This window comes from Microcoleus sp. LEGE 07076 (genome assembly GCF_015207455.1).
Taxonomy (GTDB): domain Bacteria; phylum Cyanobacteriota; class Cyanobacteriia; order Cyanobacteriales; family Microcoleaceae; genus Microcoleus.
The window spans coordinates 1-1153 of the sequence record NZ_JADEWV010000483.1; the positions used below are offsets into that span (position 1 = coordinate 1).

Annotated in this window: 1 protein-coding gene; it reads right to left on the reverse strand. The window is 43.6% G+C overall.

Going from position 1 to position 1153, the window contains the following annotated elements:
* Positions 1 to 145: 145 nt before the first annotated feature.
* Positions 146 to 1066, reverse strand: coding sequence for an esterase family protein (locus IQ270_RS30455; RefSeq protein ID WP_193976806.1), 921 nt, complete (start codon positions 1064 to 1066; stop codon positions 146 to 148).
* Positions 1067 to 1153: the final 87 nt, after the last annotated feature.

The window sequence follows — 1153 nt, forward strand, 5'->3', positions numbered from 1 at the left end:
GGGAAAAATGGTTCTAGCCAATTTCGGCGATCGGGTAAACTGGGAGTTACCGCAGATAGCAGGTTAATAATTCCTACCAATCCAGTTAAAAATGATGCAGTCCAGAGTCCAATTCTAGTTTTTTGGGGTAACACAGTTCACCTTTCTACTTTTTCTGTGCGGCCAGTGATATCTTAAACTTTTTTCCAACATAACTCAACGAATCGGCTAAATGCTTGTGCCAATAATTCCAACCGACATCAGGGCCAACAATCCCGTGTCCGCCCGGAAATTTGTGAAACTCGTTAGCAATCCCCAAACGGTTTAACTGTTCGTGAAACTGTTGCGTAGAAGTCAGAAATTCCTTGTCTTCTTCCCCCGCATCCAAATAAGCGCGCAACCGCTGTTTATCTTGAACAGGAAGTTTTTCCACTAAATATTTAGGACTATTAGCCTTGCCGCTTCCATCTGTAAAATAACCGCTGTGGCTGAACAGAATATTAAAATTATTCAAGTAGCGCAAACCGATATTAAAAGCTCCCCAACCCCCCGAAGATTGTCCTCCCATTGCCCAGAATTTGGAGTCTTCCAGGGTTCTATACCGCGATTTTACGATTTGAACCAATTCGGAGCCGATCGCAGTTCCCACCCGACCGTTGGGCCCGTCAAAATACTGCGGGTCCCACAAAGGACTCGTACCCCGCTTGTCGTTCCCGTCAGGAGTAATTACAATTGACGGTGGCAATCTTTTGCTTTTATATAAATCGTGAAGCACAGAAGTAACAGCAGCTTTGTCTTGATAAGCGCGCGCGTCTCCGTGCCCGCCGTGGAGCAAAAAAATCACTGGATAGCGCTGTTTGGGATTTTTTGTGTAGCCTGGTGGCAAAATCAAGCCGTAAGTGCGCTCTGAATTCATAGCCGCACTTTTATATGTTTTGAGTTGAAAATTTAAGTCGGCATCGACTACTACTTTCGGAGGGTCTAACTGAGGAGCTCCCGCAATAAAAACGTACCAGTATCCACTTGCACCTAATAGCAAGATTGTACCAGCACCGATACCTAAAACTTTTCCGGGCCACTTAGGCATAATGTTTGTTGGTTATTTGTTATTTGTTATTGGTTATTGGTTATTTGTTATTGGTTATTTGTTATTGGTTATTGGTTATTGGTTATT